Source organism: Micromonospora matsumotoense (assembly GCF_050951065.1).
Classification (GTDB): Bacteria; Actinomycetota; Actinomycetes; order Mycobacteriales; family Micromonosporaceae; genus Micromonospora; species Micromonospora matsumotoensis.
The window spans coordinates 2,687,414-2,713,286 of sequence record NZ_CP192025.1; the positions used below are offsets into that span (position 1 = coordinate 2,687,414).

The window sequence follows — 25,873 nt, forward strand, 5'->3', positions numbered from 1 at the left end:
GCCGCCGCTCAGCGGTCGGCGTCGATCAGGCTCTGCGGACGCATGTCGGTCCAGTGCGCATTGACGTAGTCGACACAGTCCTGCCGGTCGGCCGGGCCGTGTACGGTCCGCCAACCCGCCGGCACCTCGGCGAAGACCGGCCACAGGCTGTGCTGGTTCTCGTCGTTGACCAGCACGAGGAACGTGCCGTCGGCGTTGTCGAACGGGTTCGTACTCATCGGATACTCCTCATGGGGTTGTGCGTTACCAGGGCTTGCAGGGCGTCGAACCAGAGACGGGCGAGCTCGTCCACCGACCCCTCGGCGAACACGCCGTCCGGCCAGCTCCAGGTGGCGACCAGCTGCGGGCCGGACGCGCGGTCCTCGGTCTGGGCGTTCAGCACCAGCTCGTACGTCTCGGGCATGGCGTCGTCGGCACCGTTCTCGGCGGCCTCCGCCTCGGGGGCGAACTCCCAGTCGGCGGCCTCCGGGAAGTCGAACCGGCCCATGTAGTTGAACTGGATCGGCGGATGCGGCAGCGCGGCCAGCGTGGGCGCGGTCACCGGGTTGAGGTAGCGCAGCATGCCGTAGCCCATGCCGTTGTCCGGCAGCTCGGCCAGGTGCTCGCGGACCCGCACCACCGCCTCGGCCACCGCCGCGCCACCGCCCGACACGTCGATCCCGGCGGTGTCCAGGCAGACCGGGAAGATGTTGGTGAACCAGCCGACCGTGCCGGACAGGTCGGCCCCGTCCACCAGGTGCTCCTCCCGCCCGTGGCCCTCCAGCGCGACGAGCACCGCGTCGCCCGCGTCGCCCTGCCCGGCCCGCCACCGGGTGACGGCCACCCCCAACGCGCCCAGCAGCACGTCGTTGACCCCGGCACCGAGCCCGGCCGGAACGCGGGTGAGCAGGGCCTCGGTGACGTCGGTGGGCAGGGTCAGGGTGATGTCGCGCAGGGTGCCGGCCACGTCGAGCGTCGGGTCGAGTGGACGGCGGACCGGCAGCGGGTCGCCCCGGCCCACGATCTGCTCCCACCTCGGCAGCTCCGCCACCCGTGCCGGGTCCGCCGCCCGCTCGGCGAGACCGGTCGCCCAGCGCCGGAACGACGTGCCGGTCGCGGCGGTCAGCGGCGTACGGCCGGCGACCGCGTCCCGCCAGGCGGCACCGATCTCGGGCAGCAGCACCCGCCACGAGACGCCGTCCACCACCAGGTGGTGCACCAGCAGCAGCAGGCGACCCGGCCGGTGCGGGCCGGCGTCCAGCCAGGCGGCCCGGATCATCGCCCCGCGCTCCGGGTCGAGCCCGGCCTGCGCGATGTCCGCCTGCGCGACGACCGCGTCCCACAGGCCACGCTCGTCGAGGCCGGTCACGTCGACGCGTACGGTCCAGTCGGCGGCCCGCGACGAACCCGGCGGCGGCACCGTCACCGACCAGTCGCCGGTCCGGTCCAGCCGGGCCCGCAGCAGGTCGTGCCGGTCGGTGACGGCCTGCAACGCGACCAGCAGCGGCTCCCACCCGAGACCCGCCGGGACCTGCACGACCGCGGACTGGTTGAACCCGTCGATCGGGCCGTCGACCTCGCGCAACCAGCGCATGACCGGGGTCAACGGGAACGAGCCGACCCCGTCGGCGGCCCGCCCACCGGTCCGGTCGACGGCGGTCGCGGCCAGGGCCAGCCCGGCCACCGTCCGCTCCGCGAAGACCTGCCGGGGGGTGAGCCGCAGGCCGGCCGCACGGGCCCGGCCGACGAGCTGCATCGCGACGATGCTGTCGCCGCCCAACGCGAAGAAGTCCGCCTCGACGTCCACCGAGGGCAGACCCAGCACGGCCGCCACCACCTCGGCCAGGACGCGTTCCCGGTCCGAGCGGGGCGCCCGGCCGCCGCCGGCCGCGCCGAGGTCGGGCGCGGGCAGCGCGGCCCGGTCCAGTTTGCCGTTGGCCAGGGTGGGCAGCCGGTCCAGGCGGAGCAGGGTGGACGGCACCATGTAGTCGGGCAGCTCGGCGGCGACCGCGGCACGCAACGCGGTCAGGTCGAGCCCTTCGGCACCGACGACGTAACCGGCCAGGAGGCGTACCCCGGGGCGGTCCTCCCGGGCGACCACCACGGCCTCGGCGACGCCGGGCTGCGCGGCGAGCACCGACTCGATCTCGCCCAGCTCCACCCGGAAGCCGCGGATCTTCACCTGTTCGTCGACCCGGCCGAGGTACTCCACCCGACCGTCCTCGGTCCACCGCACCAGGTCACCGGTGCGGTACATCCGCTCACCCGGCGCGCCGTACGGGTCGGCGAGGAACCGCTCGGCGGTCTGGTCGGGCCGGCCCAGGTAGCCACGTGCCAGGCCGGCTCCGGCGACGTACAGCTCGCCGGCCATACCGGTCGGGGTGTGTCGCAGGGCCCGGTCCAGCACGTAGGCGCGGGCACCCGCGACGGCCCGGCCGATCACGGGGGACGCGGTGTCGCCGATCCGGGCCGCGAGCGCGTCCACTGTCGCCTCGGTCGGACCGTACAGGTTGAACGCCTCGGTGCCGGACAGCGCGCCGAGGCGCTGCCAGAGCGCGGGCGGCACCGCCTCGCCACCGACACCGACCACGGCGAGGGGGCAGCGCCCGTCGCGGATCAGGCCGGCGTCGGCGAGCTGCGCGAAGTGCGACGGGGTCAGCTCGATGAAGTCGATCCCCTCGGCCCGGATCAGCGCGGCGAGCTGTTCCGGGTCGCGTTGCCGCTCCTCGGTGACGATGTGCAGGGCATGCCCGTCGAGCAGCCACAGCTGCGGTTGCCAGGAGGCGTCGAACGCGAACGACCAGGCGTGCCCGACCCGCAGGTGACGGCGGCCGGTGGCGGCGCGGGCGGGCAGGTGCAGCTGCGCGCGATGACTGTGGAACAGGTTGACCAGGTTGCGGTGGGTCACCACCACGCCCTTCGGGCGTCCGGTGGAGCCGGAGGTGTAGATGACGTACGCCGGGTGCTGGGGGCGGGCCGGGCGTACCCGGTCACCGTCGGTCAGGTCGTGCCCGGCGAACGTGCTCAACGCCGGGTCGTCGACCAGGACGTGGTCGGTCCCGTCCGCGGTGACCCCGACCCCGGCGGCGGTGACCAGCACGGCGGGTCGCGCGTCGGCGAGCATCGCGGCGACCCGGGCCGGTGGGTAGGCCGGGTCCAGCGGCAGGTAGGCGGCACCACACTTGAGCACCGCGAGGATCGCGGTGATCGCGTCGGCGGTGCGCGGCAGGGCCAGCGCCACCACGTCCTCGGCACCGATCCCACGGGTGACCAGCAGCCGGGCCAGCCGGTTGGCGCGATCGTTGAGTGCGGCGAACGTCCAGCGGACCGTGCCGCAGACGACGGCGGGCGCGTCCGGTGACTCGGCCACCTGCCGTTCGAACAGGGCCGCCACCGTCGGGTCGTCGCCGCTGGCCGGCGGTGGCGGGGTCCCGCCGGTGCGGTCCTCGTCGGACACCAGATCGAGGCGGCCCACCGCGCGGTCCGGATCGGTGGTGAACGCGGTCAGGACGGCGGTGAGCGCGCCGACCAGTCTCCGGGCGACCGGCGGGGCGAAGAGGTCGGTCCGGAACTCCAGGCCCACCCGCAGCCGCTGACCGGGGTCGACGACCCAGGTCAGCGGGTAGTGGGTGGCGTCACGCCCACCCGCGTCGACGGCGGCGAGCAGGCTCTCCGGCCCGTCGCCGGAGCGCTCCGGGTAGTTCTCGACGATCAGCAGCGTGTCGAACAGCTCCCCGACCCCGGCCAGCCGCTGGATGTCGGCCAGCCCGAGATACTGGTGGTCGAGCAGCGCCGACTGCTCGTCCTGCAACCGGGTCAGCAGCCCCGCCACCGGCTCGGCCGGGTCGATGCGCACCCGCACCGGCAGGGTGTTGATGAACAGCCCGATCATCGACTCCACCCCGGGCACCTGCGCCGGCCGGCCGGAGACGGTGACCCCGAAGACCACGTCGTCCCGGCCGGTGAGCCGGCCCAGCACGATGCTCCAGGCGGCCTGGACCAGCGTGTTCAGCGTCAGCCCCCGGGAACGGGCCAGGCTGGTCAGGCGCGCGGTCACGGCCTCCGTCAGCTCCTGCTCGACCAGCTCGGGCACCGCCGGTGCCCGTTGCGGGTCGGCCGGGGCGAGCCGGGTGGCGTCGCTGACCCCGGCCAGCGCCGCCCGCCATGCTTGCTCGGCGGCGGGCCGGTCCTGCCCGGCCAGCCAGGCGAGGAAGTCACGGTACGGCGTCGGGGCGGTGCCGCCGTCGGCCGCCTCGTACAGCGCGGAGAGCTGGTCCATCAGCGGCCCACGGGACCAGCCGTCGAGCAGCATGTGCTGGTGGGTGAGGACCAGCCGGTAGGCGTCACCGGTGCGCGCCAGCATCATCCGCAGCAGCGGGGCGACCGCCGGATCGAACCGTCGGCCCTCCTCGGCGAGGCAGCGCTGCCACGCCTCCTCGCGCCGGTCGTCATGCAGGTCGGAGAGGTCCGCCTCGGCCCAGGGCAGGGTGACACCGCGGTTCACCACCGCGACCGGTCGGCCGGAGTCGAGCTGGTGGAACGACGTGCGCAGGTTGGCATGCCGCTGCAGCAGTGCCTGCCCGGCGGCGCGCAGCCGGGCCGGATCGACGCCGCCGGGCAGGTCGAAGACGATCTGCACGGTGTAGAGGTCGAGGCCGTCGGCGTCGAACGCGGCGTGGAAGAGCAGCCCGGCCTGCAACGGTGCGAGGGGCAGCACCTCGACCACGTCCAGGCCCAGCCCGGCGACCTCGGCGGTCTCCTCGTCCGTGAGCGTGACCAGCGCGCCGCTGCCGGTGGTGGTGACGAACGCCGACTCGGCGGCGGCGGCCAACGCGGCCGGTGTCCGCAGCTGGAACACCTGCCGCAGCGACAGCGACAGACCGGCGGCACGGGCCCGACCGACCAGCTGGATCGAGATGATGCTGTCGCCGCCGAGGCCGAAGAAGTCGTCCTCGACGCCGACCGTGGGCACCGCCAGCACCTGTGCGAACAGCGCGACGAGCAGCTGTTCGCGCGGGTTGCGGGGGGCCGTGCCGGTGCCCGCGCCGGCGAAGTCGGGCGCGGGCAGGGCAGCCCGGTCCAGTTTGCCGTTGACCGAGACGGGCAGCGCGTCGAGGACCACGAAGGCGGACGGCACCATGTAGTCGGGCAACAGCGCCGCGAGCCGGACGCGCAGCGCGGCGGTGTCCAGCGCGCCGGCCACGGTGAGGTAGGCGACCAGGTGCGCCACCCCCGGCCGGTCCTCGCGCAGCAGCACCACGGCCGTACCCACGTCGGGCTGCCCGGCCAGCGTGGCCTCGATCTCGCCCAGTTCGACGCGCAGCCCGCGGATCTTCACCTGGCCGTCGCCCCGACCGAGGAAGTCGAGCACCCCGGGTGCGGACCACCGCACCTGGTCACCGGTGCGGTACATGCGCGTGCCGGCCGGGCCGTACGGGTCGGCGACGAACCGGCCGGCGGTCAGGTCGGGCCGGCCCCGGTAACCCCGGGCCAGCTGCACCCCGGAGAGGTACAGCTCACCCGGCACCCCCACCGGCACCGGACGCAGCGCGGTGTCGAGCACGGACACCCGGGTGTTCCACACCGGCCCACCGATCGGCACCGTGCCGGTGCCGGTGCCCCGCTCGGCCGGCCACGCCGTGACGTCCACCGACGCCTCGGTCGGGCCGTACAGGTTGTGCAGGGCGGCACCGGGCAGCACCTCCCGGCACCGGTCGGCGAGGACGCTGGGCAGCGCCTCGCCGCTGCACAGGACGCGGCGCAGCGTGGTGCAACCGGCCGCGCCCGGCGCGGCGAGGAACGCCGCGAGCATCGACGGGACGAAGTGCACGGTGCTGACCCGTTCCCGCTGGATCAGCTCGGCGAGGTAGCCCGGGTCGCGGTGGCCGTCCGGCCGGGCGACGACGAGGGTGGCCCCGGTGACCAGCGGCCAGAAGAACTCCCAGACCGACACGTCGAAACCGGCCGGGGTCTTCTGCAGCACCCGGTCGCCCGCGCCGAGGGCGTACTCGTGCTGCATCCAGCGCAGCCGGTTGACGATGCCGGCGTGCGCGACCTCGACGCCCTTGGGCGCGCCGGTGGAGCCGGAGGTGTAGATGACGTACGCCGGATGCTGTGGTCCGGGCGGGCTGAGTCGCACGTCCGGGTCGTCCAGCGGTCCGTCGAGCACGATGGGGGCGGCCCCGTGCGGCAGCCCGGCGACGCGCGGTGCGGTGTCGTCGACGGCGAGCACCGCGACGGGCCGCGCGTCGGCCAGCATCGTCGCCAGCCGGGCGTCCGGGTGGTCGAGGTCGAGCGGCAGGTACGCGGCTCCGGCCCGACCAGCGGCGAGGATCGCCACCACCAACTCGACCGAGCGCGGCAGGGCCAGCGCCACCACGGTCTCCGGTCCGACGCCGACGGAGGCCAGCACCCGGGCCAACCGCTCGCTGCGCGCGTCCAGTTCGTGGTACGTCACGCCGACGCCGTCCGGGCCGACCAGCGCGACCGCATCCGGGGTCGCCGCGACCTGTGCGGCCACCAGCTCCGGCAGGGTCGCCCCGGGCAGCTCGTGGATCTCACCGGTCCCGGCGGCCAGGATCGCCGCGCGCCCGGCCCGGTCGAGCAGGCCGACCCGGCCGACCGGGGCGTCCAGCCCGTCGACGAGCCCGTCCACGACGGTGACCAGCGCCTCGACGAGCCGGGTGGCGTACCCGGAGTCGAACAGGTCGGGCCGGTACTCCACGGCGAGGTGCAGGCGCGGGCCGGGTTCGGCGATCAGCGTGAGCGGATAGTGGGTGGCGTCGTGCCCGTCGGTGCCGGTGACCGGCAACCCGTCGTCGTCGGCGTCGCCGTCCGGGTAGTTCTCGAAGACCAGCAGCGTGTCGAACAACTCGCCGTGCCCGCCGATCCGCTGGATGTCGGCGAGGCTGAGGTACTGGTGTTCCATCAGCGCGGCCTGCTCGTCCTGCAGCCGCGCGAGCAGGTCGCCGGCCGGCTCGGCCGGGTCGATGCGGACCCGTACCGGCACGGTGTTGATGAACAGCCCGATCATCGACTCGACGCCGGGCAGCTGCGGTGGCCGCCCGGAGACGACGGCACCGAAGACCACGTCGTCGCGGCCGGTGAGCCGGGCCAGCAGCAGGCCCCAGGCGGCCTGCACGACGGTGTTGACGGTGAGACCCCGGGCGCGGGCGCCCGCGGTCAACGCGGCGGTCCGGTCCTCGGGCAGCTCCACCTGGGCCACCTCGGGAGCCAGCGCGGCGCGGTGCCCGTCGACGGGTGCGACGCGGGTGGGCTCGGCGAGGCCGTCGAGCGCGGCGGCCCAGGCGTGCTCGGCGGTCCGCCGGTCCTGCCCGGCCAACCAGGCGAGGTAGTCCCGGAACGGCCGGCCGGCCGGCGGCACGGTATCGCCGTCGCGGTACAGCGCGGACAACTCGGCCAGCAGTGGCCCCCGGGACCAGCCGTCGAGCAGCAGGTGGTGGTGGGTGAGCACGAGCCGGTGGGAGTTCGCGCCGGTACGCACCAGAGCCAGGCGCAGCAACGGTGCCATGGTCGGGTCGAAGCGACGACCCTGCTCGGCGAGGAGCCGCTGCCAGGCGTCCCGGCTCGCGTCGGCGTCCAACCCGGACAGGTCGACCTCGGTCCACGGCACGGTGACGGTGGCCGGGACGACGCTGACCGCCGTGCCGGAGGCGAGGTGGTGGAACGAGGCGCGCAGGCTGGCCTGCCGGTCGAGCAACGCCTGACCGGCGGCGCGCAGGCGGGTGGCGTCGATCGGCCCGGTCAGGTCGACCACCATGCGGACGGTGTAGACGTCCGGGCCGACGTCGTCGAGCAGGCTGTGGAACAGCAGGCCGGTCTGCAACGGCGAGAGCGGCAGCACCTCGCGTACATCGACGCCGAGGCCGGCCAGTTCGCGCCGGTCGGCCTCGGTGAGGGCCACCAGGGACAGGCTCGACGGGACCGCGTCGACGCCGGTCACGGTGCCGGCGACGGCCACCAGCCGGGCCGGGGTGCGCTGGTGGAACACCTGGCGCGGGGAGACCACCAGTCCGGCGACCCGGGCCCGGCCGGCCAACTGCATCGACATGATGCTGTCCCCGCCCAGGGCGAAGAAGTCGTCGTCGATGCCGACCGTGGGCACCCCCAGCACCTCGGCGAAGACGTCGCAGAGCAGCTTCTCGCGGGGAGTCCGGGGCGTACGCCCGCCGCCGTCGGCGGTGAACTCCGGGGCGGGCAGGGCGGCCCGGTCCAGCTTGCCGTTGACCGAGACCGGCAGCCGTTCCAGGGCGACGAACGCGCCGGGGACCATGTAGTCGGGCAGCGTGGCGGCGACGCCCGTCCGCAACCGGCCGAGATCGGTGTCGCCGACGACGTACGCGACGATCCGCTTGACGCCACCGTCGGTACGTAGCACGACTGCGGCCTGCCGGACGCCCTCCTGGCGAGCGACGACAGCCTCGATCTCGCCGAGTTCCACCCGGAAACCACGGATCTTGACCTGGTGGTCGACGCGACCGACGAACTCCAACGCCCCGTCCGGGGTCCAGCGCACCAGGTCGCCGGTGCGGTACATCCGGTCGCCGGGCGCGGCGAACGGGTCGGGCAGGAAGCGTTCGGCGGTCAGTCCGGGCCGGTGGTGGTAGCCACGGGCCAGGCCGAGGCCGCCCAGGTACAGCTCGCCGACGACACCGGGCGGGGCCGGGTTCAGCCCGCTGTCCAGCACGTACGCCAACTGGCCGGGATCCGGATAGCCGATCGGCACGGTGCCGGTGGAGACCGGCGCGCACTCCCACAGGGTCGCGTTGACGCTGGTCTCGGTGGGCCCGTACGCGTTGAACATGCGCCGGCCGGCGGCGAACCGCTCGGCCAGCCGGGCCGGCACCTCCTCGGTGCCGACCAGCATGGACACCCCGAGCGGCAACCGGCAGTCGGCGGGCAGGGCGCTGAGCACCGACGGCGGCAGCGCCAGCTGGGTGACCTCGTGCTTGGTGAGGTAGTCGACCAGCGGCGCGCCGGGAACGCGCAGTTCGGTCGGGACCACCACCAGCGCGCCGCCGGACAGCAGCGCCTGGCACAGCTCCCAGTAGGCGAGGTCGAAGCTGGGGGACGCGAAGAACAGCACCCGACTGGTGTGCGTGACACCGAGCCGGCGCTGCTGGGTGGCGAGCAACTTCGCGACGCCCTCGTGGGTGACGACGACGCCCTTGGGCCGCCCGGTCGAACCGGACGTGTAGATGACGTACGCGGCGTCCGAGACGGCGGGCTCGATCGGCGTCACGTCCGGTCCGGACGCGGCCACGTCCACCACGGCAACGTCGCCGGGCAGCGTTCCGGCCAGGTCGGCGCGGCTGACGACGCAGGTCGGCGCGGCGTCCGCCAGCATGTAGCGCAGCCGGTCGGCCGGGTAGTCCAGGTCGAGCGCGAGGTAGGCGGCACCGGAGCGCAGCACGCCGACCAGCGCGGTGACCAGGTCGACGGAGCGCGGCAGGGCCACCGCGACGACGTGACCGGGGCCGACCCCACGGGCGGCCAGCGCCCGGGCCAGCCGGTCCGACCGCGCGGCCAGCTCGGCATAGCTGACCTGCTCGTCCTCGCAGATCACGGCGATGTTCTCCGGATACGCCGCGACCATGTCGGCGAACCGTCGGGGGAAGGTGGTGGCGACGATCCCGTCCGTGCTGCCGTTCCACTCGGTGAGGACGGCAGCGCGTTCGGCCGGGTCGAGGATGTCGATCCGGCCGACCGGGGCGGCCGGATCGGCGGCGATCGCGGTGACGACGCGGATCAGCCGGTCGAGGATGGTGCGGGCGGCGTCGGCGTCGAACACGTCGGCGCGGTGCCGGATCTCCAGGTTGATCCGGGGGCCGGGCTCGGCGACCAGCACCAGCGGATAGTGGGTGGCGTCCTCGTCCTGCGCCCCGGTGACCCGCAGGCCCGGCACCGGTTCGGCGGCGTCCGGGTCGTCCGGGTAGCTCTCGAAGACGGTGAGCGTGTCGAACAGCTCACCGTGCCCGGCCAGCCGTTGGATGTCGGCCAGCCCGAGGTACTGGTGCTCCATCAGCGCGGCCTGCTCGTCCTGCACGCGCACGAGCAGGTCGCCGGCCGGCTCGGCCGGGTCGACGCGGACCCGTACCGGCACGGTGTTGATGAACAGCCCGATCATCGACTCGACACCGGGCAGCTGCGGTGGCCGCCCGGAGACGACGGCACCGAAGACCACGTCGTCGCGGCCGGTGAGCCGGGCCAGCAGCAGACCCCAGGCCGTCTGCACCACCGTGTTGAGGGTGACGCCGAGGGTACGCGCGAGGTCGGTGAGCCGGCCGCTCAGCTCGGCCGGCAGCGCGGTCTCCACCGAACCGGGGACGACCGGCTCGGGCGTGGTGCCGGCGGGCGCCATCCGGGTCGGTTCGTCCAGCCCGGCGAGCGCCTCCCGCCAGGCGGCGGTGGCCGCGTCCCGGTCCCAGCGGGCCAGCCACGCCAGGTACGCCTTGTAGGGGGTGACCGGCGGCAGCGAGCCGGGCCTGGCGTACAGGTCGAGCAGTTCCCGCACCAGCAGCGGCGCGGACCAGCCGTCGAGCAGGATGTGGTGGTGCGTGACGGTGAGCCGGTGGACGTCGTTCCCGAGCCGGGTCAGCGTCATCCGCAGCAGCGGCGGCCGGGCCATGTCGAAGCGTCGTCGCTGGTCGGCGACGGCGAGCCGGTCGAGTTCGGCAATCCGCCCGGCCTCGGGCAGGCCGCTCAGGTCGTGCTCGGCCCAGGGCAGCCGCGCCCGGGTGGGGATCGCGGCGACCGTGGTGCCCTTGGCCGTACGCCGGAACCCGGCCCGCAGGTTGGCGTGCCGGTCGAGCAGCGCCTGGCCGGCGTCGCGGAGCCGGACGGTGTCCAGCGGCCCGGTCAGTTCCAACGTGGTCGACACGGTGTAGACGTCGGGGGAGTCCGTGTCGTAGAGCGCGTGGAAGAGCAGCCCCTCCTGCAACGGCGACAGCGGCAGGACGTCCTCGAGCCCGGTCTTCTTGGTCACTGCGTCTCCCACTCGGCCGCAAGGTCGGCGAATTCGGCCTCAAGGCCGTCGATGTCGGCCTGGCTCAGTTCGACCAGGCTCAGGTCGGACGGGGTGTAACCCCCGGATCCCGGATCGGCGGCCAGCGCTCGCAGCGCCGCCTGCCAGTGGCCGGCCAGGTCGCGGACCTGTTCCTCGGTGAGCAGGTCCCTCGGCCAGGTGAGGGTCGCGACGAGCCGGGGCCCGTCGGCGTGGTCCTCGGCGGTCGCGTTGATCTCCAGCGGGTAGTCGGCGGGCATGCCGTCGTCGGCGCCGCCACCCCACCCCTCGCCGGCCGGTTCCCACGGCCCCTCCTCGGCGTTCCCGGCGGCGAACCGGCCGAGGTAGTTGAAGCCGATCAGTGGCTGGTCGTACCCGGCGAGCACGGTGGCGGTCTGCGGGTTGAGGTGGCGCAGCAGGCCGTAGCCGACGCCGTTGTCCGGCACCGTCCGCAGCCGCTCCTTGATCGTCTTCAGGGCGTCACCGGGGTGCTCGGTGCCGAGGTCCAGCCGGACCGGGTACTCGCTGGTGAACCAGCCGACCGTGCGGGACAGGTCGGCACCGGTCACCAGGTGTTCCTCGCGGCCGTGCCCCTCCAGCATGACCAGCCAGCCGGCGCCGCCGGCCCAGTGTCGCAGCGCCAACGCGAGACCGGTCAGCAGCACGTCGCCGACGCCGGCGTGGAAGCCGGCGGGCACCGTGGTGAGCAGCGGCCGGGTCTCCTCCGGCGGCAGTTCGAGGGTGATCTCGTCGCAGCTGCCGGTGCGGTCGCGGGCCGGGTCGAGGGGGCGGCTGCCCAGCACGGCGCGCGGCCCGGCCAGCACCTCGGTCCAGTACGGCAACTGCGCCGTGGTCTTCGCGTCGCGGGCGAGCCCGTCCAGTGCCCGGGCCCAGCGGCGGAACGAGGTGCCGGTGGGCGGGAGGGTGACCGGCTGGCCCGCCCGCACGGCCACCCAGGCGGCGGCGAGGTCGGGCAGCAGGATCCGCCACGACACCCCGTCCACCGCGTAGTGGTGCACGACCAGCAGCACGTGCCCGGGTTCGAGCAGCACCGCCTGGAGCATGACGCCACGGGCGGGGTCGAGCCGGTCGCGGGCGGCGGCGGCGATCGCGGGCAGGTTCTCCCCGTCATACGGGGCCACCCGCACGACGTCGACCGGCGCGCCGGGCTCGGGGATCTCCACACCGTCGGCGGTCACCCGGGCGCGCAGCAGGTCGTGCCGGTCGACCAGCGCCTGCAGCAGCTCGGCCAGCCCGGCGGCGGTGAGCCCGGCCGGGGCGTGCAGCAGCATCGACTGGCTGTAGCCGGTGGTCGGGCCGTCGACCTGGGCGAGCCAGCGCATCACCGGGGTGAGCGGCGCGTTCCCGTACGCCTCTCGCGGGTCCTCGGTGACCGTGGTGTCGACGGTGGCGGCCTGGGCGAGCCCGGCCGGGGTCTTGTGCCGGAAGACGTCCCGTGGGCTGATGCCGAGGCCGGCCGCACGGGCCCGGCTGACCAGTTGGATCGAGACGATGCTGTCGCCACCCAGCGCGAAGAAGTCGTCGTCGATGCCCACTGACGGCAGTCCCAGCACCTCGGCGAACAGGTCACACAGAGCCTGCTCGCGGCTGTTGCGGGCGGGCGCGCCGCCGACCAGTTCGGAGAGGTCCGGGGCGGGAAGCGCCGCCGCGTCGAGTTTGCCCGCGACGGTGCGCGGCAACGCATCCACCTCGACGAACGCCGACGGGACCATGTAGTCCGGCAGCCCGGCCCGCACCCGATCGAGGTCGACCGGTCCACCGACCACGTACGCCACCAGTCGGCCGTCGCGGACCACGACGGCGGCCTGACCCACGCCGGCCTGGCCGAGGGCGGCCTCGATCTCGCCCAGTTCGATGCGGTAGCCGCGGATCTTGACCTGTCCGTCGGCGCGGCCGGCGATCTCCAGTACCCCGGCGGGGTTCCATCGGGCCAGGTCTCCGGTGCGGTACATGCGTGCGCCTGCCGGGCCGAACGGGTCGGCCACGAACCGCTCCGCCGTCAACCCGGCCCGGTGCAGGTAGCCGTGCGCCAGCCCGGCCCCGGCGACATACAACTCGCCGAGCACCCCCGGTGCCACCGGCCGCAACCCGGCGTCGAGCAGATAGGTCCGCACGTTGCGCAACCGGTACGCCGACCGGCCCGGACCGTCCCACCCGTAGGCGTCCACGGACGCCTCGGTCGGGCCGTACAGGTCGTGACAGGCCAGTCCCGGCGTGGCGCACACCCGCTGCCACAGCTGCCCGTCGATCGCCTCACCACCGACGAACAGCACACTCAGACCCGCGTCCAGCACACCTGCCGCGACCAGTTCCCGCAGATAGGTGGGTGTCACGTCCAACACGTCGAGGCGGTGGCGGCGGAGGTAGCCGACCAGGGCGGCGTCGTCGCGGTACTCGTCGTCGTCGAGGACGTGCAGGGTGTGCCCGTCGAGCAGCCAGAGCAGTGGTTCCCACGACCCGTCGAAGGTGAACGACGCCACGTGCGCGACCCGGCGCTTCGGGCCGGCCATGAACCGTTCCCGATGCGAGGCGAACAGGTTCACGATGCCCCGGTGCGGCACCACCACACCCTTCGGCCGCCCCGTCGACCCCGACGTGAAGATCACGTACGCGGGATCGTCCGCCCGGGGGCGGGCGGGGCTGCCGATCGGGCCCTCGAAGAGGGCGGGCTCGTCGAGCAGCAGGTGGGCGGGGTCGGGCGGCAGGGGCGTGTCGCCGGTGGTGAGCACCAGCGTCGGCGCGGCGTCGTCGAGCATCGCGGCGATCCGGTCGGCCGGCTGGTACGCGTCGAGCGGTAGGTACGCCGCGCCCGCCCTGAGCACGCCGAGGATCGCCGGGACGGTGAGCGGGCGGGAAACCGCGAGCGCGACCAGGTCCCCCCGGCCCACGCGGTGCCCGGCCAGCACCCCGGCCAGCCGGGACGACCACCCGTCCAGCTCGGCGAACGTCCACGACCGGCCACCGGAGACCAGCGCCACCGCCGTGGGCGTGGCCGATGCCTGTGCCTCGAACAGGTCCACGATGGACCCCGGCGGGACGGTCCCGCTGGCGTCGACGTCGAGCAGCCGATCCCGTTCCTCCGGGCTCAGGACGTCGATGCGGCTGACCACCGCCGACGGGTCGGCGGCGACCGTGGCGAGGACCCGCTGCAACCGCTCGACCAGGGTCTGGGCCGTGGCGCTGTCGTACCGGTCGGTGGCGAATTCGAGGCTTCCCCCGATGCCGCCGTCCGGGGCGTCGGCGAAGTCGAAGGAGAGGTCGAACATCGCCGTACGGTGTCCGACAGGTTCGGGTCGCCCGGTCAGCTCGGCGAGCGTCCAGGTGTCGCCCCCGGCGGGCAGGTAGGAGACCATCGTCTGGAACAGCGGGTGCCGGCCCAGCGACCGCTCCGGGTTCAACGCCTCCACCAGGTGCTCGAACGGCACGTCCTGCCGGTCGAACGCCGCCAGATCGGTCTCCCGTACCCGGGCCAGCAGTTCCCGGAACGACGGGTCACCCGAGGTGTCGGTGCGTAGCACCAGCGTGTTCACGAAGAAGCCGACCAGGTCGTCCAGGGCGGCGTCCGGTCGGCCCGCCACCGGCGCGCCCAGGGGTACGTCGGTGCCTGCGCCCAGGCGTGACAGCAGCACCGCGACTGCTGCCTGGACCACCATGAACATGGAGGTCCCGGTCGAGCGGGCCAGGCGGCGCAGGTCGCGGGCCACCATGTCGGGCAGGGTGAAGTCGACGAGGTCGCCCCGGTGACTGGCTTCCGCCGGGCGCGGCCGGTCGGCCGGCAGATCCAGCTCGTCGGGCAGCCCGGCCAGAGCCTCCCGCCACGCCTCCAACTGCTCGGCCAGGCCCGCGGACTGCTCGCGCTGCCAGAGGGCGAAGTCGGCGTACTGCACGGGGAGCGGTCGGCACGCCGGGGCGTGTCCGGCGCGGCGTGCCTCGTACGCCGTGGTGAGATCGGCGCGCAGCGGTTCGTCGGACCATTCGTCGCCGGCGATGTGGTGCAGCAGCAGGAGCAACACGTGCGCGTCCGGCGCCACCCGGAACACGTCGACCCGCAGCGGCGGCTCCCGATCGAGCGCGAACGGGTGCGCGGCGGCGGCGTCGACGTCGCCGCCCTCGTGGAACGCGACCGGGACGGCATCCGGCGGGAGGATGCGCTGGTAGGGGGTCCCGTCGACGTCCGGGAAGATGGTGCGGAGGGTTTCGTGCCGGGCGACCACGTCACCGACCGCCGCGACCAACGCGTCAGCGTCCAGCCGGCCGCGTAGTCGCCAGGCGATCGGGATGTTGTAGGTCGGGTTCGGTCCTTCGAGGCGGTACAGGAACCACAACCGTTGTTGGGCGAACGACAACGGCACCCGGTCCGGGCGTGGCCGTGCCACCAACGGCGCTCGACCCGATCCGACCAGCCTCGGCAGCAGACCCGCCACGGTCGGCGCGTCGAACACCGCCCGGACCGGCAACTCCACGCCCATGACGGCGCGCACCCGGCCGGCGAGGCGCATCACCAGCAACGAGTGACCGCCCATGGCGAAGAAGTCGTCGTCGATGCCGACCGACGGCAGGCCCAGGACCTCGGCGAACAGGTCGCACAGGCGTTGTTCGCGGCTGTTGCGGGCGGGGGTGCCGCCGACCAGCGTGGAGAAGTCCGGGGTGGGCAGTGCGGTCACGTCGAGCTTGCCGGCGATGGTGCGGGGTAACGCGTCGACCTCGACGAATGCCGACGGGATCATGTAATCGGGCAGAGTGGCCCGTAGCCGGTCGGTGTTGACCGGTCCACCCACCACGTACGCGACGAGTCGGCCGTCACGGACGACGACGGCGGCCTGGCCGAGGGCGGCCTCGATCTCGCCGACCTCGATGCGGTAGCCGCGGATCTTGACCTGCCCGTCGGCGCGGCCGGCGAACTCCAGCACCCCGTCCCGGTTGAACCGGGCGAGGTCCCCGGTGCGGTACATGCGTGCACCCGAGGGACCGAACGGGTCGGCCACGAACCGCTCGGCGGTGAGCCCCGCCCGATTGAGGTACCCGTGTGCCAAGCCGGCCCCGGCGACGTACACCTCGCCGAGCACCCCCGGTGCCACCGGCCGCAACCCGGCGTCGAGCAGATAGGTCCGCACGTTGCGCAACCGGTACGCCGACCGGTCCGGACCGTCCCACCCGTAGGCGTCCACGGATGCCTCGGTCGGGCCGTACAGGTCGTGGCAGGTCAGCCCCGGGGTGGCGCACACCCGCTGCCACAGCTGTCCGTCGATCGCCTCACCACCGACGAACAGCACACTCAGACCCGCGTCCAGCACACCCGCCGCCACCAGCTCCCGCAGGAAGGTGGGCGTCACGTCCAGCACGTCGATGTGCTGTTCACGCAGCCGCGACACGAGCGCACCCGCATCGCGGTACTCGTCGTCGTCGAGGACGTGCAGGGTGTGCCCGTCGAGCAGCCAGATCAGTGGTTCCCACGACCCGTCGAAGGTGAACGACGCGACGTGCGCGACTCGGCGCTTCGGGCCGGTCATGAACCGTTCCCGATGCGAGGCGAACAGGTTCACGATGCCCCGGTGCGGCACCACCACACCCTTCGGTCGCCCCGTCGACCCTGACGTGAAGATCACGTACGCGGGATCGTCCGCCGACGGCGCGCCCACGAACGGCTCCGCCTCCGGCGCCGCCGCACCCACCACCAGCCGGGGACCGGTCCACGGCACATCGACGTCGCCGGTCGTGACCAGGATCGCCGGCCGGGCGTCGTCCAGCATCGCCGCGACTCGGTCGGTCGGCTGGTACGCGTCCAGCGGCAGGTACGCCGCACCCGCCTTGAGCACGCCGAGAATCGCCGGGACGGTGAGCGGGCGGGAGGTGGCCAGCGCGACGAGGCCGCCGGCGTACGGGGTCAGCGCGCCGGCGAGCCGCGACGACCAGTCGTCCAGTTCGGCGAACGTCCAGGTACGTCCGCCGGAGACCAGGGCCACCGCGTCGGGGCTGGCGACTGCCTGCGCGACGAACAGCTCCACGATGGAGCAGGCAGGGATCGGTGCGGTGGGCTCCACGGCCAACAGCCGGGAACGCTCGGCCGGGGCGAGCACGTCGATCCGGCTGACCACCGCCGCCGGGTCGGCGGCGACCGTGGCGAGGACCCGCTGCAACCGCTCGACCAGCGTCTGGGCGGAGGACCGGTCGTACCGGTCGGTCGCGTACTCCAGCTCGCCACGGACGCCAGTGCGGGTCTCGAAGAAGTCGAAGGACAGGTCGAACATCGCGACGTGCTGGCGCACCCGCTCGGTCTCCACCCGCAGCGCCCCGAGGTGCCAGGTGCGGTCGGCCTCGCCGAGGTAGGAGACCATCGTCTGGAACAGCGGGTGCCGGCCCAGCGACCGTGCGGGGTTCAGTGCCTCGACCAGGTGCTCGAAGGGTACGTCCTGGCGGTCGAACGCGGCGAGGTCGGTCTCCCGTACCCGGGCCAGTAGTTCCCGGAAGGACGGGTCACCCGAGGTGTCGGTGCGTAGCACCAGCGTGTTCACGAAGAAGCCGACCAGGTCGTCCAGGGCGGTGTCCGGTCGGCCTGCGACCGGCGCGCCCAGGGGTACGTCGGTGCCTGCGCCCAGGCGTGACAGCAGCACCGCCACCGCCGCCTGCACCACCATGAACATGGAGGTCCCGGTCGACCGGGCCAGCACCCGCAGCCGTTCGGCCACCTCGGCGGGCAGCGTGAAGCCGACCACGTCGCCCCGGTGACTGGCCTGCGCCGGGCGGGGCCGGTCGGCCGGCAGATCCAACTCCTCGGGCAGCCCGGCCAGGGCATCCCGCCATCCGTCGACCTGCGCGGCGAGCGTGCCCGACTCTGCGCGCTGCCACAGCGCGAAGTCGGCGTACTGCACGGGCAGGGGCGGGAACGCGGGCACCAGTCCGGCGCAGCGGGCGGTGTAGGCGGCCACGATGTCCCGGCGCAGCGGCACATCCGACCATTCGTCGCCGGCGATGTGGTGCAGCAGCAGGAGCAACACGTGCTCGTCCGGGGCGATCCGGAAGAGCCGGGCGCGCAGTGGGGGCTCGTGGTCGAGGCGGAATCCGTACGCCCCGATCTCCGCGAGCCGTGCGGGGAGGTCCGCCTCGGCGATCTCCGCCACCGGCACCGCGACCTTTTCGGCGGGCAGGACCCGCTGGTACGGCTCGCCGCCGTCCTGATCGCTGACGACGGTGCGGAGGGCTTCGTGTCGGGCGACCACGTCACCGACGGCGGCGATCAACGCGTCGGCGTCGAGGCGACCGCGCAGTCGCCAGGCGATCGGGATGTTGTAGGTCGGGTTCGGTCCTTCGAGGCGGTAGAGGAACCACAGCCGTTGTTGGGCGAACGACAGCGGCACCCGATCCGGTCGTGGCCCTGCCACCAACGGGGTCCGGCCCGACGCGACGAGCCTTGGCAGCAGGCCCGCGACCGTCGGCGTGTCGAACACGGCCCGGACCGGCAGCTCCACGCCGAGGACGGCGCGCACCCGGCCGGCGAGGCGCATCACCAGCAACGAGTGGCCGCCCAACGCGAAGAAGTCGTCGTCGATGCCCACCGACGGCAGCCCCAGCACCTCGGCGAACAGGTCACACAGGCGTTGTTCGCGGCTGTTGCGGGCGGTCCGACCCATTCCCGATCCGGCAAAGTCCGGAGCCGGCAACGCCGCCACGTCGAGCTTGCCCGCCACCGTCCGGGGCAACGCATCCAGCTCGACGAACGCCGAGGGAACCATGTAGTCCGGCACCGTCGCCCGCAACCGGTCGAGGTCGACCGGCCCACCCACCACGTACGCGACCAGCCGGGCGTCGCGGACCACGACGGCGGCCTGACCCACGCCGGCCTGGCCGAGGGCGGCCTCGATCTCGCCCAGTTCGATGCGGTAGCCGCGGATCTTGACCTGTCCGTCGGCGCGGCCGGCGATCTCCAGTACCCCGGCGGGGTTCCATCGGGCCAGGTCTCCGGTGCGGTACATGCGTGCGCCTGCCGGGCCGAACGGGTCGGCCACGAACCGCTCCGCCGTCAACCCCGTCCGGTGCAGGTAGCCGTGCGCCAGCCCGGCCCCGGCGACATACAACTCGCCGAGCACCCCCGGTGCCACCGGCCGCAACCCGGCGTCGAGCAGATAGGTCCGCACGTTGCGCAACCGGTACGCCGACCGGCCCGGACCGTCCCACCCGTAGGCGTCCACGGACGCCTCCGTGGGGCCGTACAGGTCGTGACAGGCCAGTCCCGGCGTGGCCGACACCCGCTGCCACAGCTGCCCGTCGATCGCCTCACCACCGACGAACAGCACACTCAGACCCGCGTCCAACACACCCGCCGCCACCAGCTCCCGCAGGAACGTGGGCGTCACGTCCAACACGTCGATCCGCTGCTGACGCAGGTAGCTGACCAGTGCGGCGGCGTCATGGTAGACATCGGAGTCGACGACGTGCAGGGTGTGCCCGTCGAGCAGCCAGATCAGTGGTTCCCACGACCCGTCGAAGGTGAACGACGCGACGTGCGCGACCCGGCGCTTCGGGCCGGTCATGAACCGTTCCCGATGCGAGGCGAACAGGTTCACGATGCCCCGGTGCGGCACCACCACACCCTTCGGTCGCCCCGTCGACCCTGACGTGAAGATCACGTACGCGGGATCGTCCGCCGACGGCGCGCCCACGAACGGCTCCGCCTCCGGCACCGCCGCACCCACCACCAGCCGGGGACCGGTCCACGGCACATCGACGTCGCCGGTCGTGACCAGGATCGCCGGCCGGGCGTCGTCCAGCATCGCGGCGACCCGGTCGGTCGGCTGGTACGCGTCCAGCGGCAGGTACGCCGCACCGCTGTCGAGCACGCCGAGCACCGCCGGCACGGTGAGCGCCCGGGGCAGCGCGAGCGCGACCCGATCGCCGGGCGCGACGCCGCGCCTGCGCAACGCCCCGGCCAGTCCGGCGGCCCAGCGCTCCACCTCGGCGAACGTCCACTCGCGTCCGTCCGCGACGAGAGCGACAGCGGTGGGCGTCCGGGTCGCCTGCTCGTGGAACAGCGCACTGATGGTGGTGTCGGGCACCGGCCTGGCGGTGTCGTTCCAGTCACGCAGGACGCGGTCCCGTTCCACCGGGGTCAGCACGTCGACGGTGGCGAGGGGCGCGTCCGGGGTGTCGCAGATCCGGGTCAGCACCAGGGTCAGCCGGTCCAGCAGCGTCCCGGCGGCGTCCCGGTCGATCAGGTCGGCGCGGTACTCCAGATCGAGGTGCAGCCGGTGGCCGGGACGCGCGGTCAGGGTCAGGGGATAGTGCGCGCAGTCACGGACGGCCGCGCCCGTGACGCGTACCCCGTCGGCCGGCGCAGGCAGCGACTCGCCCAGCGGATAGTTCTCGAAGACCGTCAGGGTGTCGAACAGCTCGCCGTGCCCGGCCAGCCGTTGGATCTCCGCCAACCCGAGGTGCTGATGCTCCATCAGCCGCACCTGCCCGTCCTGCAGGCGGCGTAGCACGGTCGCCACCGGTAGGGCCGGGTCCAGGGTGACGCGTACCGGGATGGTGTTGATGAACAGGCCGATCATGGTGTCGGCACCGGGGAGGTCCGGCGGTCGACCGGCGACGGTGGCCCCGACCACCACGTCGTCGCGTCCGGTCAGCGCCCCGACCACGATTCCCCAGGCCCCCTGGACCACCGTGTTCAGGGTGAGCCCACGGGCCCGGCCGAGGGCGGTGAGCCGAGCGGTCAGTGCGACCGGGAGGTCACGCACCAGGCGCTCCGGGACGACCGCGTGGGCCGGCGGACGGCCGGCCAGCAGGGTCGGCCCGTCCAGCCCGGCCAGTGCCTCGCGCCACGCGGCCTCGGCCGCCGGGCGGTCCTGGGCGGCGGTCCAGGCGAGGTAGTCGCGGAAGTCGGCCGGCGCCGGCAGCTGGCCGCCCCGGTAGAGGGCGATCAGCTCGTCCAGCAGCAACGGCACCGACCACCCGTCGAGCAGCAGGTGGTGGTGGGTGATCACGAGCCGGTGCCGGTGCGGACCGAGGCGGATCAGGGTCATCCGCAGCAACGGGGCGGTCGCCGGGTCGAGCCGGGTCGCGAGGTCCGTGTCGAGGAACCCGGGGAGATCGTCCTCGGTCAGGGTCAGCGTGGCCCAGGGCAGCGGGACGTCCCGCGGCACCACGGCCACGAACTGCCCGTTCTTGCGGCGGCGGAAGGCCACCCGCAGGTTGGGCCGACGGTGGAGCAGAGCCTGTCCGGCGGCCCGCAGCCGCTCGGCGTCCAGTGGTCCGTCCAGGGCGACGGTCAACTGCCCGGTGTAGACGTCCGGGCCGTCCGCGGCGAGCTGCGCGTGGAACAACAGCCCTTCCTGTAGCGGGGTGAGCGACAGGATGTCGGCGATCCCGGAGGCCTGCCCGGGGGTGGCGGTCGCGGTCACGAAAGCTCCCATTCGGCCTCGAACTCGTCGATCTCGTCCTGGCTGAGCGTCAGCGTCAGGTCGGACGGGGTGAGCCCGCCGGCGGCCGGGCCACGGGCGTGCACGACGAGCGCCTCCAGCGCGGCGAACCAGGTCGCGGCCAGGTCGGCCACCGCCGCGTCGTCCAGCAGGTCACGCGGGTACGCCCAGGTCACACCCAACTCCGGGCCGGCCGTGGTGTCCTGCACGTACGCGTTGATCTCCAGGGTGTACGGGGCGACCGGCATGCCGAGGTCGAACCCGCCGGCCAGGATGCCGTGCCCCGCCACCGGCGTCCAGTTCCCGCCGTCGCCGGACGAGGCGGTGAACCGGCCGAGGTAGTTGAAGCTGACCTGCGGCGCGGGGCGGGCGGCCAGCTCGGGCTCGGTGTCCGGGTTGAGGTAGCGCAGCATCCCGTACCCGATGCCGTGGTCCGGGATGGCCCGCAGCTGCTCCTTGAGCCGCTTCAGCGCGGTGCCGGCGCTCGGCCCACCGGCCAGCGCGTCGGCGACGTCGATGTCACCGGGGTCGAGGCGGACGGGAAAGACGGTGGTGAACCAGCCGAGCGCCGGAGTGAGGTCGGCATTCGTGACGACCTGCTCCTCCCGGCCGTGCCCCTCCAACGCGATCAGCACCGAGCGCTCGGTGCCCTTTCCGCGCCGGGTCCGCCAGTCGATCATCGCCAGGGCGAGCGCGGTGAGCAGCACGTCGTTGATGCCGGCGTGGAAGGCGGCGGCGACCGTGGTGATCACCGGCTCGGTGGTCGCGGCGGGCAGCCGCACGGTGTGCCGGGCGACCGTGGCGAGGTCGTCCACCGGCCGCAGCGGGCGCGGCGTCAACGCCGGGTCCGCGCCGGTCAGGATGCCCTGCCACAGCGCCAGTTCCGCGGTGCGTTCCGGTCGCCGGGCCGCCTCGGTGAGGTCGGTGGCCCACCGCCGGAAGGACGTGCCGGTGCGTTCCAGGACCGGGGTACGCCCCGCCGTCCGCTGCTCCCAGGCGGTGGCGAGGTCGGCCGGCAGGATCCGCCAGGAGACGCCGTCCACGACGCTGTGGTGGATGACCAGCAGCAACCGGCCCGGCGCGGCGGGCCCGCGGTCGAACCAGACGGCCTGGGCCATGACACCCCGCTCGGGGTCGAGCCGGCCGGCGGCGGCCTGCTCCTCGGCCTCGATCACCGCGCCGGGTGCGGCCCGCCGCAGCCACGGGCGACCGGTGCCGCGCGGCGCGACGTGCAGCCGGCCCGGCGTCGCGGGGGTGGCGCGGACGAGCCGCGCGCGCAGCAGGTCGTGCCGGTCGGTGAGCGCGGTCAGCACGGCGGCCAGGTCAGCTTCGGTGGCTCCCGCCGGAGTGGCGAGCACGATCGACTGGCTGAACGCGTCGATCGGGCCGCCGGTCTCGTCGAGCCAGCGCAGGATCGGCGTGAACGGAACGTCGCCGACACCGTCGTCGGGCCGGTCCCGGGTCCCGGTGTCGAGGTCGGTGACGACCTCGGCCAGCGCGGCCACCGTCCGAAGCTCGAACACCTGGCGTGAGGTGCACACCAGCCCCGCCGCGCGGGCGCGCAGCACGAACTGGATGGAGACGATGCTGTCCCCGCCCAGGCTGAAGAAGTCGTCCTCGATGCCCACCCCGGGGACGCCCAGGACGTCCGCGTACAGCTCGCAGAGCACCTTCTCCCGGGGCGTGCGGGGCGCGGTGCCGGTGGCCTGGGCGGCGTAGTCCGGTGCGGGCAGTGCGGCCCGGTCGAGCTTGCCGCTGGTCAGCACCGGCAGCCGGTCGAGCAGCACGAAGCCGGTCGGCACCATGTAGCTGGGCAGCCAGGACTCGGCGTGCAGGCGCAGCGCCTTCACCAGCGCCGCCGGGTCGGCGACCGCGGCCGGGGTGTTGGCGTGCGCGACCGCCGCGCCGGGACGGTAGACGTGGCGGGGTTCCGCGCCGCGTTGGAAGACGACGTCCAGGTCCCCGCCGGTCGAGGAGCCGTCCCAGGTCACCGCGGCCCGGTAGCCGGACGCGTCGGCCAGTGCGTGGAGGTCCTCGACGGACGGGGCGGGTCCTCCACCCAGGCGCGCGTTCGGCACCCCGGTGACCCGCAGCCGCTGCGGGCCGTGGGCCAGTTGGTCGCGTACGCCGTCCAGGCGCCCCGTCCAGGCGTACGTCGTCTCGGGCGGGGGCGCGGGCCCGGACGCGGTGGTCAGCACCACGTCGTAGCGGTAGCGGCTCAGCTCGTTGTCGTAGTCGCCCCGCTTGACCCACACCTCGACACCCCGGATCGTCCCGGTCGGCAGCGCGGCGAAGTAGTCCGGGTCGAGCAGCAGTTCGCGTTCGGTGCGGACCGCCGCCTCGACGGCGGCGTCCCGCTCGGTGGCGGCCACGCCCCGGCTGGTCTGGATCGCCTCGTGCAACATCCGGTGCAGGCGCAGGTTGCGGACGTCACCGACGAAGATCACCCCACCGGGGGCGAGTCGTTCGGCTGCCGCGCGCAGCACGCGGGTCAGGTAGTCGGCGCTCGGGAAGTACTGCACCACCGAGTTGATGACGACCGTGTCGAACCAGCCGGCCGGCACCCCCGCAAGGTCGTGGGCCGGCTGGGCGCGGAGCGTGACCCGTTCGTCGAGCCCCGGGATCGTCGCCACCGCGGCCCGCAACGTGTCGATGGCCTGCTCGGAGAGGTCCAGCCCCCAGTAGCTCTCGCACTGCGGGGCGAGTCGCGACAGCAGCAGTCCGCTACCGACGCCGATCTCCAGGACCCGCCGGGGCCGCAGCGACCGGATCCGGTCGACGGTGGCGTCCCGCCACTGGCGCATCTGCGCCAACGGGATGGGCGAGCCGTCGAAGCTGCTGTTCCAGCCGGTGAAGTTCTCGTCGAAGCGCTCGACCCGGCCGGCCTGGTAGAGCAGTTCGTGCAGCTCCTTCCACTCGGCGACCTGACTGTCGGCCCGTTCCTGCGGTGCGTCGTCCGCGCCCGGGACGACGTAGGCCGCCAGCCGTACGTCACCCGGGCGGTCCTCGCGGGCGAGCACGGTGACCTGGCCGACGCTCGGGTGGCGGGCCAGCACCGACTCGATCTCACCCAGCTCGATGCGGTATCCGCGCACCTTCACCTGGTCGTCGACCCGCCCGAGGAAGTCGAGCCGTCCGTCGGCCCGCCAGCTTGCCACGTCACCGGTGCGGTACATCCGCTGCCCGGGTGGGCCGTACGGGTCGGCGAGGAACCGCTCGGCGGTCAGGTCGGGGCGGTTGACGTAGCAGCGGGCCAGGCCCGGACCGGCGAGGTAGAGTTCGCCGGGCACCCCGGGCCCGACCGGCCGCAACGCGTCGTCGAGCAGGTAGGCGTCGGTGCCCGGGTCGGGGCGTCCGATCGGCACCGAGGAGCTGTCGATCCGCTCCGGGTCACACTCGCCCAGCGTGGAGTTGACGGTGGCCTCCGTCGGGCCGTACGCGTTGAACATGCGGCGACCCCGCGCCCAGCGGGCGACCAGTTCCGGCGACACCCGTTCGGTGCCGGCCAACAGGATGCCCGGTGGCAGGTCACACTCCGGGGGCAGCGCGGCCAGCAGCGCAGGCGGCAGAATCATGAAGTTGACCTGGTGCCGGGTCGCGTACTCGGTGAGTGCCGGCCCGGCGACGCGGCGGTCGGCGGGGACGATGACCAGCCGCCCACCGGAGAGCAGGGCCAGGCAGAGATCCCAGAACGCCACGTCGAAGCTCGGCGAGGCGAAGTGCAGGACCCGGACGTCGGGGGTGAGCCCGAACCGCTCGAACTGGGTGGAGAGCAGCTTGGCCACGCCGGTGTGGGTGAGCAGCACGCCCTTGGGTCGGCCGGTCGAGCCCGAGGTGTAGATGACGTAGGCGGCGTGCTCGACCCGCAGGCCGGGCCGTTCGGGGTCGTCGGTCGGCGCGTCCGCCAGCTCGGCCACCACCTCGGGGGCGTCGAGCAGCAGCCGGGGCACACCGTCGGCTCGGGGCAGCCGGTCCGCCGACTCGGAGGTGGTGACCAGGCAGACCGGTCGCGCGTCGCCGACCAGGTAGGCGAGCCGTTCGGCCGGGTCGGCCGGGTCCAGCGGAAGGTAGGCGCCGCCGGCCTTCAGCACGGCCAGCTCCGCCACGATCATGTCGACCGAGCGCGGCACGGCGAGCCCGGCCACCCGGTCCGGGCCCAGCCCCCGGGCGACGAGCGCGTGCGCCAGCCGGTTGGCCCTGGCGTCCAACTCGGCGTAACTGACCTCGGTGTCTTCGAAGACCACCGCCACCGCGTCGGGGCGACGTCGCGCCATCTCCGCGAAGGCGTCCGGGAGTGTGGTCGGGGCGACGGTCAACGGGCCGCCACTGGAGTACGCCTCCCGGTCCGCCACGGTGCCGCCGGTGCTGCCACCGATGATCTGCATACAGTCGCTCCTGAGGGCCGGGGCGGTCGGAGTCAGTAAGGTAAGCCTGCCCT

General features: G+C 73.8%; 4 protein-coding genes. All 4 read right to left on the reverse strand.

All coding sequences use genetic code 11. The annotated features are described in order from the left end of the window. Positions 1-8 precede the first annotated feature (8 nt). From ACQP1S_RS12005 to ACQP1S_RS12020, 4 genes are read right to left on the reverse strand one after another with little or no spacing between them, the layout of a single operon-like run. Positions 9-218, reverse strand: coding sequence for an MbtH family protein (locus ACQP1S_RS12005; RefSeq protein ID WP_432906224.1), 210 nt, complete (start codon positions 216-218; stop codon positions 9-11). Next, on the reverse strand, positions 215-10,984 hold the full coding sequence (locus ACQP1S_RS12010; RefSeq protein ID WP_432906227.1) for an amino acid adenylation domain-containing protein: 10,770 nt from the start codon (positions 10,982-10,984) through the stop codon (positions 215-217). Before ACQP1S_RS12010 ends, ACQP1S_RS12005 begins: the two co-directional genes overlap by 4 nt. Then, positions 10,981-21,417: an amino acid adenylation domain-containing protein gene (locus ACQP1S_RS12015; RefSeq protein WP_432906230.1), complete on the reverse strand. Its 10,437-nt coding sequence runs from the start codon at positions 21,415-21,417 to the stop codon at positions 10,981-10,983. Before ACQP1S_RS12015 ends, ACQP1S_RS12010 begins: the two co-directional genes overlap by 4 nt. Continuing rightward, on the reverse strand, positions 21,414-25,820 hold the full coding sequence (locus tag ACQP1S_RS12020) for an amino acid adenylation domain-containing protein (RefSeq protein ID WP_432906233.1): 4,407 nt from the start codon (positions 25,818-25,820) through the stop codon (positions 21,414-21,416). Before ACQP1S_RS12020 ends, ACQP1S_RS12015 begins: the two co-directional genes overlap by 4 nt. Positions 25,821-25,873: the final 53 nt, after the last annotated feature.